The sequence below is a fragment of the Lysinibacillus sp. C5.1 genome (assembly GCF_016350185.1).
GTDB lineage: Bacteria > Bacillota > Bacilli > Bacillales_A > Planococcaceae > Lysinibacillus > Lysinibacillus sphaericus.
Map to the genome: position 1 here is coordinate 3,837,756 of NZ_CP066226.1, position 17,016 is coordinate 3,854,771.

Annotated in this window: 17 protein-coding genes; 1 reads left to right on the plus strand and 16 read right to left on the minus strand. The window is 37.6% G+C overall.

What is annotated here, in order from left to right:
• Window positions 1–219: 219 nt before the first annotated feature.
• The 16 genes from I5435_RS18765 to I5435_RS18840 all read right to left on the minus strand — a co-directional run bounded on the left by I5435_RS18765 (window position 220) and on the right by I5435_RS18840 (window position 16,649).
• Window positions 220–1,370, minus strand: a protein-coding gene (locus I5435_RS18765) for an IS3 family transposase (RefSeq protein WP_337982768.1) whose coding sequence is annotated in 2 segments (ribosomal slippage) — window positions 220–1,097 and window positions 1,097–1,370 — 1,152 coding nt in all. Because the reading frame shifts where the segments join, the coding sequence is not laid out codon by codon here.
• 125 nt (window positions 1,371–1,495) lie between these two features.
• Entirely contained in the window at window positions 1,496–2,038 is a 543-nt protein-coding gene (locus I5435_RS18770) for an acyltransferase (RefSeq protein WP_024363886.1), read from the minus strand.
• 4 nt (window positions 2,039–2,042) lie between these two features.
• Complete coding sequence (gene ppaX / locus I5435_RS18775; RefSeq protein WP_231785054.1) at window positions 2,043–2,684, minus strand: pyrophosphatase PpaX; 642 nt, start codon at window positions 2,682–2,684, stop codon at window positions 2,043–2,045.
• Between the two features lie 12 nt (window positions 2,685–2,696).
• Window positions 2,697–3,518, minus strand: coding sequence for a prolipoprotein diacylglyceryl transferase (gene lgt, locus I5435_RS18780; RefSeq protein ID WP_025220495.1), 822 nt, complete (start codon window positions 3,516–3,518; stop codon window positions 2,697–2,699).
• 37 nt (window positions 3,519–3,555) lie between these two features.
• A complete protein-coding gene (gene hprK, locus I5435_RS18785) occupies window positions 3,556–4,491 on the minus strand; it encodes an HPr(Ser) kinase/phosphatase (protein WP_024363883.1) in 936 nt (311 codons plus the stop codon).
• Between the two features lie 227 nt (window positions 4,492–4,718).
• A complete protein-coding gene (gene cccB / locus I5435_RS18790; protein ID WP_024363882.1) occupies window positions 4,719–5,045 on the minus strand; it encodes a cytochrome c551 in 327 nt (108 codons plus the stop codon).
• A gap of 50 nt (window positions 5,046–5,095) precedes the next feature.
• Entirely contained in the window at window positions 5,096–5,944 is an 849-nt protein-coding gene (locus tag I5435_RS18795; protein WP_025220496.1) for a YitT family protein, read from the minus strand.
• A gap of 287 nt (window positions 5,945–6,231) precedes the next feature.
• Window positions 6,232–7,461, minus strand: a complete 1,230-nt coding sequence (locus I5435_RS18800) for an EAL and HDOD domain-containing protein (RefSeq protein WP_337982769.1) — start codon at window positions 7,459–7,461, stop codon at window positions 6,232–6,234.
• Between the two features lie 498 nt (window positions 7,462–7,959).
• Window positions 7,960–8,607 (minus strand): VTT domain-containing protein, encoded by a 648-nt coding sequence (locus tag I5435_RS18805; protein WP_370510660.1) that lies wholly within the window; start codon window positions 8,605–8,607, stop codon window positions 7,960–7,962.
• Between the two features lie 308 nt (window positions 8,608–8,915).
• Complete coding sequence (locus I5435_RS18810; RefSeq protein WP_337982770.1) at window positions 8,916–10,463, minus strand: fatty acid--CoA ligase family protein; 1,548 nt, start codon at window positions 10,461–10,463, stop codon at window positions 8,916–8,918.
• 141 nt (window positions 10,464–10,604) lie between these two features.
• Window positions 10,605–12,545, minus strand: coding sequence for an FtsX-like permease family protein (locus tag I5435_RS18815; RefSeq protein WP_024363877.1), 1,941 nt, complete (start codon window positions 12,543–12,545; stop codon window positions 10,605–10,607).
• The gene (locus I5435_RS18820; protein WP_024363876.1) at window positions 12,517–13,293 is read right to left on the minus strand and encodes an ABC transporter ATP-binding protein; all 777 of its coding nucleotides are present in this window, start codon (window positions 13,291–13,293) and stop codon (window positions 12,517–12,519) included. The genes I5435_RS18815 and I5435_RS18820 overlap by 29 nt, the downstream gene beginning before the upstream one ends.
• A gap of 12 nt (window positions 13,294–13,305) precedes the next feature.
• Window positions 13,306–13,737 carry a hypothetical protein gene (locus I5435_RS18825; protein ID WP_108031050.1) on the minus strand — a complete coding sequence of 144 codons (432 nt, stop codon included), beginning with the start codon at window positions 13,735–13,737 and terminating at the stop codon, window positions 13,306–13,308.
• Between the two features lie 11 nt (window positions 13,738–13,748).
• Window positions 13,749–14,732 (minus strand): sensor histidine kinase, encoded by a 984-nt coding sequence (locus I5435_RS18830; RefSeq protein WP_024363874.1) that lies wholly within the window; start codon window positions 14,730–14,732, stop codon window positions 13,749–13,751.
• Window positions 14,732–15,436: a response regulator transcription factor gene (locus tag I5435_RS18835; RefSeq protein WP_024363873.1), complete on the minus strand. Its 705-nt coding sequence runs from the start codon at window positions 15,434–15,436 to the stop codon at window positions 14,732–14,734. The genes I5435_RS18830 and I5435_RS18835 overlap by 1 nt, the downstream gene beginning before the upstream one ends.
• Before the next feature lie 220 nt (window positions 15,437–15,656).
• A complete protein-coding gene (locus tag I5435_RS18840; protein WP_024363872.1) occupies window positions 15,657–16,649 on the minus strand; it encodes a lipoate--protein ligase in 993 nt (330 codons plus the stop codon).
• Between the two features lie 142 nt (window positions 16,650–16,791).
• Here I5435_RS18840 and yhfH point away from each other — a divergent pair, with 142 nt between their 5' ends.
• Entirely contained in the window at window positions 16,792–16,917 is a 126-nt protein-coding gene (yhfH, locus tag I5435_RS18845; RefSeq protein WP_069514604.1) for a protein YhfH, read from the plus strand.
• Window positions 16,918–17,016: the final 99 nt, after the last annotated feature.

A 17,016-nucleotide genomic window follows, 5' to 3' on the forward strand; every position in this document is an offset into this window, starting at 1 on the left:
AAATTAGAAGTGTTCACTAGTTGTTGGTAGCGAAGGCGGTGACTCCTGCACAGAACGCGCACAACGTAAGACGCTGGCATTTTTGCGCGTTAGCGAGGGTTGTGGCTTACTGTGCTGAGCGGAAAGCACCGCCGTAGCGTACAATAACGCCATAGCAAAAAAGTGTTAGATTGATTTGCGGGACTGACCCCGATATATAAGACACTAAACAAAAAAGCATTACCCAACCCGTTGTCGATATTGAACCGGCGACTGGTTGTTTAGTTTCGTTTGAATTCGGTTATTGTTATAATAGTTTATATAGTCTTTGACAGTTTGTTCTACGATGGCCGTCGTAGTACTGTTCAAATTGTCTAAGTAGAATGTTTCAGACTTTAACACAGAATGAAACGATTCGATTGGGGCATTATCAGCGGGCGTACCTTTACGGGACATGCTCATGGTAATGCCTTTTGCTTTTACGGCCTGTTGATAATCATACGATGTGTATACCGCCCCTTGGTCACTGTGCAACGTACACCCTTCGGGCAAATGATGAAGTTGAGCTAATGTATCCAGCACAAAATCAGTATCTTGGCAGTCTCCAATCGAATAGGCAATAATTTCACCATTATATAAATCTTGAATACTTGAAAGATACAACTGTTTTTGACCAAATGGCAAGTAGGTAATATCAGTTACGAGCTTCTGTAACGGTGCGGTGGCTTCAAAATCGCGATTTAATAAATTTGCTGCGATTGCATAAGGTTGTCCTGTTCGTTTCCGTTTTTTCACTTTCACGCGACATTGCCAACCATATTTTTGCATGATACGTTGAACCACTTTATGATTGACGCACATTTCTTGACGTAAAAGTGCTGTAATTTTTCTGTAGCCATAGCGAAATTTATTTGCTCGACAGAGTTCACCGATACGTCTCTCTATTGCTTGACGAGACCTTGCATCGGTTGATGCCTGTTTCCAACGATAGTAGGTAGATCGTGCAATCCCAAAGTGTTTACAAATGTCCTTTACAGACATCATGCTTCTTAGTGACGCAACTAACTGTACAGCTACTTCTCCAACCACTTCCTCTCCAACTCTGCGTACTTTTTTAGCACCTCAATTTGTTGCTTTAAATAACGGTTTTCCAATGCTAATTTCGTTTGTTCATTGTCCGGTTCAGGACCCTTATTAAATATATATTGTTTGCCTACAGGTTGTTTCAAACGATTGACTTCACCATTTCTATACCAACGCACCCATGTTTCGACCTGTGTTTTATGACGTATATTTAATTCCAATAGAATCTGTTTGACAGGTACACCCGCTAATCGCATCTTAATCGCTTTCATTTTTAATTCATAGGGATAACTCACTCTTGTTCCCATAGAAAAAACACCTCCAAATTGAAATTTAAGTATCTATACCCGAATTTCAATCGAAGATGCTTTTTTTATTTGTCTATACCTAATGGGGTCAGTTCCTGCAGTCAATCTAACACTTTTCATCTTCTTTACTTTTTCGGCGTGCACCATTGGACAACTTCACTTCGTTTACGCTCCGCCATCTGTTCCGCAGTGTAAATAATTTGCATCGGATTGCCACCTGCTAGACAACCTGCTGGTACATCCTTATGTACGAGTGTTGCCGCAGACACAATAGCACCGTCCCCTATTGTCACTCCTGGTAAAATGGTTGAATTGGCACCAACCATTACTTCATTGCCAATATGGACATCTCCTAAACGATACTCTTCAATTAAATATTCATGCGCTAAAATTGTCGTATTAAAGCCAATCACTGTATTATTGCCGACATGAATACGTTCTGGGAACATCGTATCTGGCATGACCATTAAAGCGAAAGACGTTTGGTCACCAATCTTCATTTTTAAAAAAGTGCGATACAGCCAGTTCTTCACGCGTAAAAAAGGTGTGAAGCGTCCAATTTGAATGACAATGAAGCACTTCATCACCTTCCAAAAGGACACCGTATCATATACATTCCATAGCGAATTTGCTCCTTCGACACGATATCTTTCCGTTTTACGCGCCATGCCTTTACCCCTCTTTCACAATAGCAAGTAAATCTTTCATATGGTGCAATAGATATTCTGGATTAAACTGCTGTAAATATTGCTCCCCTTTAATTGACCATGCGACACCCGCAGCTCTTACACCCGCATTGTGTCCAGCTTCAATATCATGTGAATTATCACCAATCATAATGGCATCTTCCTTTGCGACACCAAGACGTGTAAGAGCAAGTAAAACTGGCTCTGGATCAGGCTTCACATGTTGGACATCATCAGTTCCCACGATCACCTCAAATAGATGACTAGCACCTAGGATCTTCAACCCTCGGTCAATCATCGCATTGCGCTTTGTTGAGACGATGGCTAATTTAATCCCCATTGACTTTAATTGCTCTAAAGTTGACACAACATCAGGAAACTCTGTGACAAGCTCATCATGATGCGGTTCATTCCAAGCGCGGTATTTTGCTATCATTTCATCTTCTTCTCCTGGCGTTAAAACACTAAATGTCTGTTTTAATGACGGACCCATGAATTTCAAGCAATCTTTTGGCGAATATTGCCCGGGAAATCTCTCTTCTAACACGTGCATAAATGATTGTATGATTAAGTCATTTGTATTTAATAGTGTACCATCAAAATCAAAAAGCAATGCCTTTACAGCCATACTTTCCACTCCTTACTTATTGTCCAAATATTTCACAGCAGGCTTTACCTTCAATCTGCGGTAAATAATTGCCGCAAGACCTATCACAATGCCGATAATGGAAACAACCTGAGCCGAACGCAAGTCTCCTACTAAATAAAGACTATCCGTACGTAAACCTTCTATATAGAAGCGACCAATTGAATACCATATTAAATAGCTAAAGAAAATTTCACCGCGATTTAGATTCACTTTACGTAATGCCAGTAATATTAATAAACCGATGAAGTTCCAAACAGACTCATATAAAAATGTAGGATGGACATATGTGCCTAGTTCTTCAATGTACATTTGATTAATAATCCAATCCGGTAGCATCAGGTTTTCTAAAAATGAACGTGACACTGGGCCGCCAAATGCTTCTTGATTCATAAAGTTGCCCCAACGACCAATAATTTGACCAATCAAAATACTTGGTGCTGCAATATCAGCTACTCGTAAAAAGCTTACCCCTTTTATCCGCGTAAATATGTAAGCCGTCGCAAATGCACCTAATAACGCACCATGAATCGCAATACCACCATTCCAAATTTCAATAATATTGCCTGGATTTTCACTATAATAATCCCAACGCATAGAAACATAATAGATGCGCGCACAAACGATGGAAATCGGCACTGCCCATAATAATAAGTCAGCTAGAAAATCCTCAGGTAATCCGCGTTTTACCGCCTCTCGTTGTCCAACAAAATATGCTAATATTATCCCCGACACAATTAAAAGTCCGTACCATCGTACAGGTATTGGCCCTAAATGAAAGGCGACCGGGTTAATGTCTAATAGTAATAAATCCATCTTATGCTCCTCTCAATATGTTACAATCCGTTTTCCATTAATCATCTAACTCATCTGATGAAGCAATGACTTCATCTAAGCGTCTTGAAAACTCTTCCGCTGCATTGACACCCATTTTCTTCAAACGGTAATTCATCGCCGCTACTTCGATGATTACAGATACATTTCGTCCAGGTCGTACTGGAATTGTGAGTTTTGTTAGTTCCGTATCAATGATTTTCATTTTTTCTTCTTCTAAACCTAAACGATCATAAACCTTGTCTGGATCCCATATTTCTAGCTCAATAATTAAGGTAATACGTTTATATGGTCGTACAGCACTTGCCCCAAACAGTGTCATGATATCGATAATACCAATACCTCGTATTTCCAATAAATGCTCTAACAGCGGTGGCGGACTCCCTATTAAAAAGTTCTCCGACTCTTGACGGATCTCCACACAATCATCTGCAACTAATCGATGCCCTTTTTTTACTAGTTCAAGAGCTGTTTCACTTTTCCCAACCCCGCTTTTTCCGATAATAAGCACACCGATGCCATATACATCGACTAACACACCATGTGCCGCTGTCATAGGTGCTAAACGTCCCTCTAAATAATTGGTTAACCTACTCGAAAATTTCGTTGTTGTCATGTGAGTTTTAAATACAGGTACATGCTTTTCGTTTGAAGCTTGAATAAGCTCATCTGGTACTTCTAAATCACGCGAAATAATAATAGCAGGCGTATCCTGTGAACATAGCAATCGCATACGCTCAAGTTTAACATTCGCTGGTAACATTTCAAAAAAGGAAAGCTCTGTTTTCCCTAGTAGCTGTACTCGATTAGCAGGATAATGCGTAAAATAACCAGCCATTTCAAGCCCCGGTCTAGATATATCACTTGTGGTAATTGTTCTTCCTATACCTTCCTCGCCGCCTAATAACTCTAGCTTAAATTTTTCCATTACATCTCTTGTCAATACTACGACCAATATTTGCAGCCTCCATTCAAACGAATTGAATATTGTTTTATTTTAGCATGCCTATGTATAAAAGAAATGAATTTACACTTGTGTGCATGATGATTAGTAACACTATTATACTTACTTCTAGTTAAAGGTTGTACATAACAAATGTAAAACTATCTCAGAAAGCTTATGCACATGATAAAAATAGAAAAACTAGCGGTCTCCAGAACCGCTAGTTTTTTTTCATTGTATTATTTTTGTGTAGCCAACCATTTTGCAACGGCTTCAGCATCTGCACCTTTAATAAGTCCAGCTGGCATAGCCCCACGACCATTGTTAATTACGTCTAAAATTTCTTGCTCAGATAAACGAGAACCTACATTGTTTAGTGCAGGTGTATTCCCCATACCTTGTAGCTCGCCACCGTGACAAGAAACACATGATTTCATTGCGATTGCTTTACCGTCTGGTTCAGCAGCAGTATCTTTGTTATCTGTAGCTGCTTTATCTCCGCCACCACCACATGCTGCTAAGAAAATCGCTGAACCGAACACTAATGTTAACATTGCTTTTTTCATTAGTACCCCTCCTAAGTAAATGAATATCTTTCCAAGCTATTATACCAAAATTATGCACGTTTGAAACCTTCACCTAACACCTCATAAGCATCAGAAACGATGACAAACGCTGATGGATCAACGTTTTTAATGAGTTGTTTCAGCTTTGTGAACTCTGTTTGATAGACAACGACCATTAAAACGGGTCGTGCTTCTCCTGTATAACCGCCAATTGCAGGTAACTTTGTCACACCACGATCAATTTCAGCATATATCGCATCACGCACTTCATCTTGTTTTAACGTAATAATATAAACCATTTTTGATTGACTAAAACCTAACTGGATAATATCAATCGTTTTCGTTGTGACGTACAGTCCAATTAACGCATAGAGCCCTTTTTCTAAGTCAAAAACAATTGCCGCACTAATTGCGATAATTCCATCAATTAATAGTACACTTGTACCAAGCGATAATCCGGTATACTTTGTAATAATTTGGGCTAGTAAATCAGTGCCACCAGTAGAAGCATTCCCCTTAAAGACAAGTCCTATTCCTAAGCCTACAACAATTCCCCCAAAAAGCGCACCAAGTAAAGGATTATCTGTCCACGGCTCCCAGTGATTTGTCAATAACACAATCAACGGTAATGTTATTGTCCCAATAAAAGATTTGACGCCAAACTTTTTACCAAGTATTATTACTCCTGCTAGAAACAATGGGATATTAAATGCATATTGTACAAGGCCAGGATTCCAGCCAAATAAACCATGTAAAATGGTACTTATGCCACTAACTCCACCTGACGCTACTTGATTTGGTAGTAAAAAGACATTAAAACCTATTGCCACAACTGCGGCACCAACAATCACATAAACATATTCCACAATACTTGCCCTTACATCTTGTGTTTGATTCATTTCCTCACGCCCACTTCAACTATCAGATTTTTCTAAAGATGACGACATGATTATAGCAAATAGTTTTCACGTTGAGAACTTCATCTTGATAAAGAGAAAGTAGTTGGAATAAATGAGAAAAAGTGCTAGATTGATCCCAATCAATCTAACACTTTTTCTCAGCCATTGATGTCCGCTACAGGTGCACTTTCCGCACCATAAGGACACATCCCTCTTTTTTGCGTGCGGAATACCTTTCGCTAGGAGTCACCTCTTGCTACAACTCCTATAACTGTCGTTTTCCCTAATTATAATGATGTTTCTGCCCATTCTAGTGCTTCATTATATAAAAGATCAATACTTGCCATTTCAATATTAATTTGTGATGCTAATTCTTCTAATCGTTGCCAATCTAATTTTCCAAGCGCAATACTAAATTCAAGATAAGGTGTCATCTCTGTTTGACCACCTAATATTGTTTCTGTAATCGCCTCTGAAAAAGGTAATTGTTGCAAAATAACATTCATCGGTCTTTGTAAGATCGCATCAATTAACGAAAACATCCCAACTAAAAAGTATTCAGAAAAGTTTTGCTTATAATTGCGTTTGGCTAATTTTTCACAAACCTTTGCTCTGAACAAAGATGTTTGCATCAACTCTTGAAAAAGATCTGTATCTGCCCTACCATCGAATTCACGCAGAGCTAGTAAATAAATCCACTTGCGAAGATTTGCTAAGCCAAGTAATAAAATGGCTTGCTTAATGGAGCGTATTTTCGATTTTGAACGTTTACTAGAATTATTAATCATTTGTAATAATTTATACGTCAACGATATGTCCCGTTCAATATTTTCTGCTAACAGATGAACGTTCGGTTCTTCTTCCTTTAAGAGCGAAATTATATGAAAATATTGGATGGCATTTGCGGGAATATCCATCGCTTTAATGATTTGAGGTTGCTCAAAAAAGTAACCTTGAAAAAACTCATAGCCTGAATGCTTGGCGACTCTATATTGCTCTTGTGTTTCCACTTTTTCCGCAAGCAATTTAATATGGGGGAAATTTTCCTTTACCATATTTTCTATTTCCATTCTTTCAACTAAAGAAGATATTAAGAAATCCACTTTAATTAAATCAATATGCGGGAAAAGCGTATCATATATTGGTACATTTCCTTTTAAAATAAAATCATCTAACGCTATTTTAAACCCATGCGACTTCAGCTCAATGACACGCTTAACTAGATTTGGTGTTAGTGGTACATCTTCTAAAATCTCGATTACTACTTGCGAAGGATCTAAAAATTCATCGATTGAACTCATAAGCAAGTTTTCCGTAAAATTAACAAAACAAGGCTTACCTTTCGTTACCTCTTCAATACCAATTGATAAAAATGAGTTCACTAACACATCCACTGTTGCAGCATCTGAATCGACATCAGGAAATGAATTTACATTTTTGTTTCGATATAACAACTCATATGCAACGACCTGTTCATGAAGATTAAAGATTGGCTGTCTTCCGATGAATACTTCCATTTCGTTGCCTCCAATTCACCATTTTCTAGTAATTATTATAGCACTTTTCATTACCTTACGCTTATTTTTTCAACACTATAATAAATTTTTCTTATTGAGAAACTAGCATTTACCTATATAATTTACATTTTATTACTAAAAAAGATAAAGCATTACTACTTTATTCATCTATATTAAAAATTTGCTTTTACTTTTTACTTGCTTACCTTGCGCAACATTTACTAAAAAGGGTGTTATACTGATTTTTCAAAAGTAACAGGTTGGACAATAGCATCCTACAGTTTTGCATTGTGATAGTAAATTTTTAAGATTTTATATTTCATATTGATGCCGGACACTATAGTTGAGATTTTTTAAAGTTAACATAGATTTTCCTCCTACCATGGAAATAACAAAAAGCCCTACCACCAAAAATAGTGGTAGGGCTAGCCTGTGTAAATGATGCTTAACATAATTTTCTTTTAGTGTCAGCCTGCAAATGTTATCTGAGGCATCTTTTTATTTCCCACCAAATTTAGATTTAAAAGCGCCAATAACAGCCGGAATAACTGAGATAACTATGATTAAAATAAGCACTACTGAGAAGTTATCTTTAATAATTGGAATATTACCAAAGAAATATCCAAGGAGTGTACAGCTGAATACCCATAAAACAGCGCCTACGATGTTGTACAGTAAAAAGTAGCTATAATGCATCTTACTTGCCCCTGCAACAAACGGAATAAACGTACGAATGAAAGGCATGAAACGAGCAATTACAATTGTTTTGCCACCATGCGTGTTAAAAAATTTCTCCGCTGCTTCCATACGTTCTTTTTTAACAATCCGACCTAAAAAACTTTTCGGAGGAATCGATGTCCCAACTTTATGACCGATATGGTAATTCATTGTATCCCCTAAAATTGCTGCTGCCAAAAATACAGGAATTAGTATCCATAAGTCAAAGGCGCCCATTGCAGCTGTTAATGTACCACTTGCGAAAAGTAATGAGTCACCCGGTAAAAATGGGAAAATCACGACACCTGTTTCAACAAAGACAATGGCAAATAGAATAAGATAACTCCAATTACCAAAATCACGAATGATTTCTTCCAAATGCACATCAATATGCATTATAAAACTTATTAACTCTTGGATGAGTCCTATCATTGGTTTTGTATGCTCTCTTTCAATTTAATTTTTCTTAATAGCTTGGACGTTGTTGCGCACAAAAGGGTTCCAAAACAATACAACAAAGTATACAAGTTACTACTCCCCTACTATATGACAAGCCCTTTTAAAGTATGTAGAAGGATTACACATGACTGATTTTATCACTCCAGCTCAATGCACTCAACTTATTTCACCGTAAGTGCCAGACACCCAAACAATTCTGATAATTTAATAGGTAGCTGTTCCAAAACCAACAAGCCCACCACAAATTTTTTTGTGGTGGGCCTGACTTATCAATTCGTTTATACTTTTTCTTTTAACGTACGACGCAAAATTTTACCTGTTGTATTTTTGGGAAGCTCATCTAATATTTCCACAACTTTTGGCACTTTATATTTCACCATATGCTTTGCACAATAGGCCAAAATATCATCTGTTGTCGTAGCCGCTACTTCCTTGAGTACGATATATGCATGTACTGCTTCACCAAAATTAGGATCTGGGTAGCCAACAACTGCCGCCTCTACGATATTATCATGAGCAAATAGAACTTCCTCTACTTCTCTCGGATAAACATTATAACCGCCAACAATAATCATATCCTTTTTGCGGTCGACGATATAGAAATAACCTTCGTCATCAACTTTTGCAAGATCCCCTGTGTAAAGCCAACCATCACGAATGGCCATCGCCGTTTCTTCAGGCATTTTATAATAGCCTTTCATGACATTTGGACCACGAACAACTAACTCACCAACTTCACCGACAGGAACATCTATACCATTAACATCGACCACTCTATTTTCAACGTTATTAATCGATGTACCGATAGAGCCAGCTTTTCGCTCACGGTCTAATGGATTGAAACATGTTACAGGTGAAGCTTCTGATAAACCATAGCCCTCTGATACACGTACATTAAATTTCTTCTCGAAATTATGTAATAGTGCAACAGGTAATGATGCGCCCCCTGAAATGGCTAAACGAATTGTTGAAAAATCTTCCGGTTTGCCTTCTGGTAATAAATACAAAAAGTTATACATCGTAGGCACACCCGCAAAGACAGTAGCCTGTTGCTCTCTCGCCAATGTGAAAATTTCACTTGGGCTAAAGCGAGGTGTAAGTAAAACGGTTGCTCCACTAATCAATGGTGCATTGACTACGACTGTTAATGCAAACACGTGGAAAACTGGTAATGTTGCAATAATCCGATCATTTGCTCGATACCCTAAATACGTTGAGACATCACGTGCATTTGAATAAACATTTCCGTGTGTCAGCATGGCACCTTTTGGATTGCCTGTTGTTCCCGAAGTGTATAATATAATAGCCGTATCATCTTGTGCGATGTCTACCGGTTCTAACGATCTAGTGGCACTTGCAACAATATGCGAAAATAAATGTGTTTTCGCTTTTGCCTCTTCCGATAAAGCCGCTATTTTTTCAGCTATATCTGCTGTTGTTTCACAAACGACAAATGTCACTACTTCTGGGAATGCCTGTACACCTACTTCTACTAATGGAAGCAATGCATCAAGTGCAATAACCGCTTTAACATCGCCATTTCGTAAAATATAAGATATCTCATCTGGCGTATAGATTGGATTCACAGGAATTGCTGTTGCTCCTAGACGCATCGTTGCATATAAAGCGATTAAATAATGTGGCGTGTTGCCGAGTAAAAACGCCACATGGTCCCCTTTTTGTACCCCTAAATCTTGTAACCCCTGTGCAAAGCGGCCAACTGTGTGCTCAAATTCCCCATATGAAGTATCTTTCCCCATAAAATGATACGCAATTTTTTCCGGCAGCTCTGCTGCTTGTTGACGAACACATGAAACTAAATTCAATTACACCATCCCCTTATCGTATAAAATGAATCGTTATTCAGTAATATTATATAAGAAATATATCTAAAAAACAATGAAACTTTTTATTTCGTGTCAATATTACCTTTAAAAAATTCACTTTTTTCTCTTTTGTACGTATTTTTAAGAACGGATATGGGAGATGTAACGCCAACGAATTAAGTAAAAATAGATAACCTGTATTAGGACAAAAAAGCCAAATGCAAAGAACACTTCTTTAACAATTGAAATATTAGCAATGTCCTTTAAAATGCCTTGTACCATAAAGAAAGCAAAGCCACTGTGCATCATAGCAACGCCCCACGGTAAGAAAAATTGTGGGAATAAATGACGGTTGACTAGCTTTTTCAACTCAATATCTGTTAAGCCCATGCGTTTTAACACATCAAATTTCCGCTTTTCTCGTTCAAGTGAGGTATGCAATTTAAAGTAAATAAAACTACCAGCAGCTAGTAAAAATACAGTGGCCACTAAAACACCAACTAATGTAAATAATGAGTAGGTAGCTAATATATAAGAATAATTTAATCCTGCATTTTCAAAATAAAATGGGCTATGCTTGCCCTTTTTTATACTATAAAAATATTCCGTTGAGGCATCATCCACTATGTCCTTGCCAATTTCCTTCGTCTCCATCCACTGTGGAATATCGAATGTAAATAAATGATAGACGGGTTGCAAAGCGTCCTTACTAGTAATCGGCTTTACAAGCTTCCCAAAGTCTTCATCACTGATCACAATCGAGTTTACACTAACAATGGAACCTGGGAATACGATTTTAGGATATACACTATCAATGGTAATTGGAATTTCGTTTTCTTCTAAAATTGTATGGACTACTATATTTTTAAGTTTCTTCAAAGACTCTTCGGAATATGGTATAAACACTGCTTCACCAGACGCCAAATCAATTAACGGATAGTTAAAAGAAGACAACAAAACATTCATATCAGATTCGCGGAATACTTCCACCTCATTGTGTGTAAAGGAGGATGTTTGCTTGACAACAAGAAAACGGGATAAATGATAGGATAAACCCTTGTCTTCTAACTGCATACGCAAAGAATTGATATGCTCAGCCTCAAACGGATTATTAATATCTCCTTTATAAATAAGCCCTAATGGATTTAATCGGTCATATTGCGTCGTATAAGAAGACATTGTAGCTAAAACACCGACTGATAAAAACGCCAGTGTCGAAACCATTGTAACAACGAAGAACATTTTCACATTATCCATCATAATATGTGTCTGCTCGGCTAAAGATAATAAGCGATAACGTCGCCAATGAAATTTACGTTTCCCACGAGCAATTTCTAAAAAGAACGGTACTGAATCACTAAAAAAATAATACGTTCCAAATGTTGCCGAGAAAGGAATCAATAAAGTTAAACCTATCATCGTCGTATGGGAAACAATCACTGCCAATGCATACGTTGCTAAAATCAAAATAACACCATATGTTGCGCGAATCTTTGAATAACTAGCCACACTAGTTAAATAATCATTCCCTTTGATTAAATCTCGCAATTTTCTCTCACGTGTAAAATATACGCTAATAAACGAAATAACCACAAAAGCACTTGTGAAGACGCCTATCGTAAGTAAAAAAGGTTGCCAAGATACATAGAGCGGTAAATTCTCTAAATGTAAAATTTCTCGAACAATCATAAAGAAAAACTTTGAAAATGAGAAGCCAAAAATAATGCCCACAATAATCGAACCAGAGCCAATAATCATCGTTTCTAAAAAGACAAGTTTGTTCATTTGGCGCTTTTCCATCCCAAGATGCAATAATATAGCGAACTCATGGGATCTCGCCTCTAAAAAGGCACTCATGGAATAATATAAAAAGAACAAAGTAAAGAGGACAAGTACGATTTCTGCACCAATCATGCCGACTAACGATACTTCTCCTAAAATACCTCGTTCAATATCTGGATGAAACATCAGCATTGAATAGATAAAAAATACAGCCACAGAAAAAAAGCTTGCCATAAAAAAGGCACCGTAAATACGGCTGTTCCGTACGACATTACGGTAAGCGAATTGTCGAAAGGTCACCTACTTGCCCTCCTCCTAGTAAGCTCAATACATTTAAAATTCGTTGGAAAAACATTTGACGTCGATCATCACGATAAATCTCATTGAAAAATTCCCCATCCTTAATAAAGAGCACACGATCACAATAACTTGCGGCGATTGGATCATGTGTCACCATCACGATTGTCGTTTGTTTTTCTTTATTAATTTTTGTTAATAGTTCAAGGACATCACGCGAGGAATTCGAATCTAAATTCCCTGTTGGTTCATCAGCTAAAATAAGGCTCGGATTGTGAATCAGCGCCCGTCCAATGGCGGTTCTCTGTGCTTGTCCACCTGAAATTTCATTGGGACGTTTATGCAAAAAGGACGTTAAATCAAGCTTTTCTACAATACCTGCAAGACGCTCCTCCATTACTTCTAACGGCTGCTGATCGAGCGTTAACGGCAATACAATATTTTCTTCAACCGTAAGCATATGCAATAAATTAAAATCCTGAAATACAAAGCCGAGTTGTCTTCTTCTAAAATAAGCAAGCTCAGTAGCATTTAGCTTATGCGGGTTCATGCCATCTAAAATGATTTCCCCACTCGTTGGTTCATCAATCGTAGAAATAATATTTAATAACGTCGTCTTGCCGCTTCCTGATGGACCCATTACTGCTAAAAACTCGCCTTGTTCAACCTCAAAGCTTAATTGATTGAGTGCACGATGCGTCACCTTGCCCTCATATACTTTCGTAACATCCTTTATTTCTAAAATAGGCATACTTTGTTCACCTTATTTCTCGATTAATTCCATAGATTTTGGTAAAAGCCAATTGAATACCACCTCAAAGCCAATTTGAAAGTGTGGTTCTATTTCGGCTGAAGCATTCTTCGCTTCTTCTTGCACTAGACTAAAGCAATGCTCTCCAACTATGACATCCCATGCATCTAACTCACCTTCAATTATTTCACCATAAACTGCATAGTGCCCACTATACATCACTTGCTCGCCTTCAACTGGGAAAGCATTTAGGAGACTTGGTTTATGTAAGTTTAGCCCAAGTGCATCACAAAAATGCACAACTTCATCTTGTAGGAATAAGCTTGCCTGACGGAAATTTTCACAAAACAAACAATCACATAGTTCTGTGTGTGACGCGTACAACTCCTTCGTTTTATCTAATTCAATATTTAATACCCAGTCTTCAATCCGTACTTCTCCCATTTCTGCTCCCCCTAATTTGTAAATGTCACGGTGACAATCGTCCCTTTGCCTACTTCTGATGTAATGTCCAATTGATGCCCTAGTTTTCCGCAGATTTCCTTTGCTAAATACAAGCCCATACCTGTGGATTCTCCAGTTTTACGCCCATTTTCACCCGTAAAAAAGGCTTTGGTCACACGTGAAAGGTCAGAAGCGGGAATACCAATTCCTTCATCACAAATCGCTAACTGAATATGATCATCTTGTTTAATAGCAGACATCACGATCTTTTTATTCTCTTCAAATGTATATTTAACTGCGTTTGTTACAAATTGCCCGATGATAAATCGAAGCCACTTTGAATCACTTGCTACGATAATATCGTCCTCAATATGGATTTCTGGAAAAACACGATTCGTAATAAATAAACGTTTATTTTCATTAACAGTTGCAGTAACAATTGTTTTTAACGGAATTTGTTCGACTTGCATATCCTCTTCAAAGTTTTCTAGACGCGCGTTAACAAGCACCATATCCAATCCTCTACGTAAACGATCTATTTCTTCTTGCACATTCTTTTTATCAAGAGGGCGTTCATCCTGCAATAGCATCTCAATGACAGAAATAGGCGTTTTCATTTGATGTACCCATTGATTCATAAATTGATCGTGGCGCTTTTGGCTAGCATACAAGGAATGAAGCTCATGCTGATACAGTCGGTACAGTTCATGCATATATTTTTCTACTTGCACCGCTTCTGGTGTCTTGGCATTTTTTTGTAACACATCTTCCATTGATTTTGGAAGATGTAATATTTTACCCAAATAACTTTGGCGCATTAAATAACGAATAAGTAAAAAAGAGCATAGTAATACTAAGCTAATACTTACAGAATAAATAGCCGTATCGACGTTACGAAAGCCATCGAGCCAGTACAACACCATAATAAAACCGACTAAAATCAGTTGAAAAATAAAAAATGTTGCATAATCACGTAAAAATAATTTCCAGCCCATTACAACTCACCCGCACTTAATATAAAACGATAGCCTGCTCCACGAACCGTCTCAATTGTTGAGGCAATATGATAATCGGCTAGCTTCTTGCGAACACGTGTCATGTTCACATTTAACGTATTTTCATCGACAAATGCTTGATCGTCCCATAGCTCCTCTAGCAGTTGCTCACGTGTTACTACTTTGGGTGCATGGCCCATTAACAATTCTAAAATAATACATTCTTTTTTCTGTAATGGAATTTCTAAATCATTTTTGTGCAGCTCCATACGCTCTAAATGCAGTACAAGCTGTCCTTGTTTAATCGTCCGTTCTTCTTGTCTAGCGGCATATTCTCCATATGTACGACGCAAGTGACTACGGATTTTAGCGAGAACGATTTCGTAATTAAATGGCTTAGTAATAAAATCGTCACCCCCATTTTCAAGCGCAAAAATTTGATCCATTTCGCCAGAGCGCGCTGAAATGAAAATGATAGGACATGTTGTATGTTGACGTAGCTGACGACACCAGTAATAGCCGTCATACGCAGGTAAATTTATATCAAGCAATACCATATGTGGATTAAAGGCTGTAAATTCTTCTATTAAGTGTTCAAATTCTTGAATCGTTTCCACTTCGTATTGATATTTTCTCAGTGTTTCTGCAAGCAATGATGCAATTTTCACATCATCCTCGACAATAAATATTCGATGCTTCTCCATAATGACACTCCTTTCTATCATATATTGTACCAAAAAAAGGCTACGCGCCCTAATTGCGCGTGCCCTATTTATTGTGAATATATTGGTAACTTCAAGTTCAACGGTTCCATCATGTTTAGACTTTAATTTTTCCACAGCATAGCCGCCTACATTATACGCCAAGTTAGGCTAAAATATCTTTTTTAGGAAAAGGCATTAGCCAACTATTTTTTGTCTACTGTTAATAAATTAATTGTAAAAACTCTTCTGTAGAAATGCCGCCAAAGTATGTTGGGATATTGATATCCGCTAATGACATCGCAATCGCAGCACGATCATAGTTTGTACCAACTAAGCGTTGCTCAACATCTGCAATATCGCCTACACCGAAGAAATCACCAAATATATGTGCTTCTTCAATCACACCATGATTCACTTCTAAGCGAATGTCAATCCCGCCTGAAGGGAAACGATGTGTTTTTTGAATATTAAAGCGAGGGGATTTCCCGTAGTTCCATTCCCAAGTTTGATAGCGTTCAGCAGATAATTGATGAATATTTGCCCAGTCTTCTTCTGAAAGCTCATGATAGCGAATGTTTTCTTCTCCACCGAAAATAGATTTTAAAATTTCTAAGCGGAATGCTTCAACGGTCATTTTATCCTTTAAAAACTCAGAAATATTTGCTACACGTGAACGAATGGATTTAATACCCTTTGATTCAATTTTATCTTTCTTTACTTTCAATGCAGATACAACTGCATCTATTTCTGTATCAAACAGTAATGTCCCATGACTAAACATGCGACCTTTAGTAGAAAACTGCGCGTTACCAGATACTTTACGCCCTTCAGCTAAAATATCATTACGACCCGATAACTCCGCATTTACGCCCATTTTTGCAAGCGCATCGACAACTGGCTGTGTGAATTTTTTATAATTCATAAAGCTATCGCCATCGTCCTTCGTAATAAAGCTAAAGTTCAAGTTTCCAAGGTCATGATACACCGCACCCCCACCAGAAAGGCGGCGCACAACAATGATACCATTATCTTCAACATAATCTGTATTAATCTCTTCAATCGTATTTTGGTTCTTACCAATAATAATAGATGGCTGATTTATGTAAAATAACAGCACCGGTTCCTTCTCTACATCCATTGTCTTTAGTAAATACTCCTCAATGGCAAGGTTAATGCGTGGATCATGAATCCCTTTATTATCAACGAAAATCATAGTCGTTTCCTCCTTCACAAAATATCCATATTTTATTTTAACGTAAATTAGGCATTTTGTGTTGACGAAACGCATCTGTTATAATACACTAGAAAATAATAAAACAGTAATAGTACAGATGAACTTAAAGGAGGAGTCCACAATGTTAGAAAACGTAGTTGAATTTTTCAAGAACTTACCTGCAAAACAATGCACAGAATGCGGTGAAAAGATCGAAGAACAAAGCGAATGCTACAGCAACACTTGTGAAAAATGTAACTGCCTATAAGCATTTGCCTATGCTGTAACGTCATTTCGTGCCCCACACGAACTAATAATGACACCACTCATCATACATTTATGATGAACCATTAATTAAATCTCTTAC

What these genes read in the sequence shown, in the direction of transcription:
- I5435_RS18770 (WP_024363886.1), bottom strand. Translation starts at nt 2,038, where the DNA reads ATGGCGCGTAAAACGGAAAGATATCGTGTCGAAGGAGCAAATTCGCTA.
- ppaX (WP_231785054.1), bottom strand. Translation starts at nt 2,684, where the DNA reads ATGGCTGTAAAGGCATTGCTTTTTGATTTTGATGGTACACTATTAAAT.
- lgt (WP_025220495.1), bottom strand. Translation starts at nt 3,518, where the DNA reads ATGGATTTATTACTATTAGACATTAACCCGGTCGCCTTTCATTTAGGG.
- cccB (WP_024363882.1), bottom strand. Translation starts at nt 5,045, where the DNA reads ATGAAAAAAGCAATGTTAACATTAGTGTTCGGTTCAGCGATTTTCTTA.
- I5435_RS18795 (WP_025220496.1), bottom strand. Translation starts at nt 5,944, where the DNA reads ATGAATCAAACACAAGATGTAAGGGCAAGTATTGTGGAATATGTTTAT.
- I5435_RS18800 (WP_337982769.1), bottom strand. Translation starts at nt 7,461, where the DNA reads ATGGAAGTATTCATCGGAAGACAGCCAATCTTTAATCTTCATGAACAG.
- I5435_RS18820 (WP_024363876.1), bottom strand. Translation starts at nt 13,293, where the DNA reads ATGCCTATTTTAGAAATAAAGGATGTTACGAAAGTATATGAGGGCAAG.
- I5435_RS18825 (WP_108031050.1), bottom strand. Translation starts at nt 13,737, where the DNA reads ATGGGAGAAGTACGGATTGAAGACTGGGTATTAAATATTGAATTAGAT.
- I5435_RS18830 (WP_024363874.1), bottom strand. Translation starts at nt 14,732, where the DNA reads ATGGGCTGGAAATTATTTTTACGTGATTATGCAACATTTTTTATTTTT.
- I5435_RS18835 (WP_024363873.1), bottom strand. Translation starts at nt 15,436, where the DNA reads ATGGAGAAGCATCGAATATTTATTGTCGAGGATGATGTGAAAATTGCA.
- I5435_RS18840 (WP_024363872.1), bottom strand. Translation starts at nt 16,649, where the DNA reads ATGATTTTCGTTGATAATAAAGGGATTCATGATCCACGCATTAACCTT.
- yhfH (WP_069514604.1), top strand. Translation starts at nt 16,792, where the DNA reads ATGTTAGAAAACGTAGTTGAATTTTTCAAGAACTTACCTGCAAAACAA.